Genomic DNA, 764 nt, shown 5'->3' on the forward strand with positions numbered 1-764 from the left:
GTAGAAAAATTAAATTGTTTAAAGCGATCAATATCTTTTTCTAAAGTATAGCGAAATAAATTCCATGTTTCATTCGTATAAACCTTGTTCTTTCCACCATAAGCCATAGTTTGCATATCATAAATAATTTTATCTTTATCTAAATCATCAAAACTACCAAAAACATGATCATTTGGATGAGAACTTCCATCTTTAGCGTAAGCTAAGTCTTGCCCTATAAAGATAATATTTTTATGTTTTAAGCGCATAGCCAAGCCATAAGCTAAGTGTGCAACACTATGACCTCCCATTAATCCTATAAAATAAATAAATTTTAAATATTCCACAAATCCAACTCCCCTATGAGCCAACATAAAATTTCTATTATTGCTTTTTAAATTTCTTATGGTTTGAGGGTGGGTTAAATGGGTTGTGATAAATAAAATATCTTGATCAAATTCTTTAAAATCATTGTTAAAAAATTCTGAGGTTTCTGGAACTCTTTCTAAAGATAAAACATAATCAGGCTTGATGTTATGTTTTGCTAGGATAGGATAGGAAGAATCAGCTGCTATGATGGTTGCTTTATTTGCGTATTGCTTTAAAGTATCAAGTTGTTTAGTAAGGCTGGGTCCTGTTGAAACGATGATAGCTGTATCGCTAAGATTTTCTCTTTGTTTGAGTAAGTTTTGATACGGAGCATGGGTTAGCATAACTGGAAGATTATAAATAAGTTGCTCTATGCCTTGTAAAGCATCTAAGGGATCATTGCCACTGGTGCATAT

1 protein-coding gene is annotated in these 764 nt (G+C 31.7%); it reads right to left on the reverse strand.

Going from position 1 to position 764, the window contains the following annotated elements; all coding sequences use genetic code 11:
* On the reverse strand, positions 1-764 hold a 764-nt coding region (locus H2277_RS09055; RefSeq protein WP_337201975.1), incomplete at both ends, for a 6-hydroxymethylpterin diphosphokinase MptE-like protein.

The organism is Campylobacter sp. W0014, from assembly GCF_020135975.1.
Classification (GTDB): domain Bacteria; phylum Campylobacterota; class Campylobacteria; order Campylobacterales; family Campylobacteraceae; genus Campylobacter_D.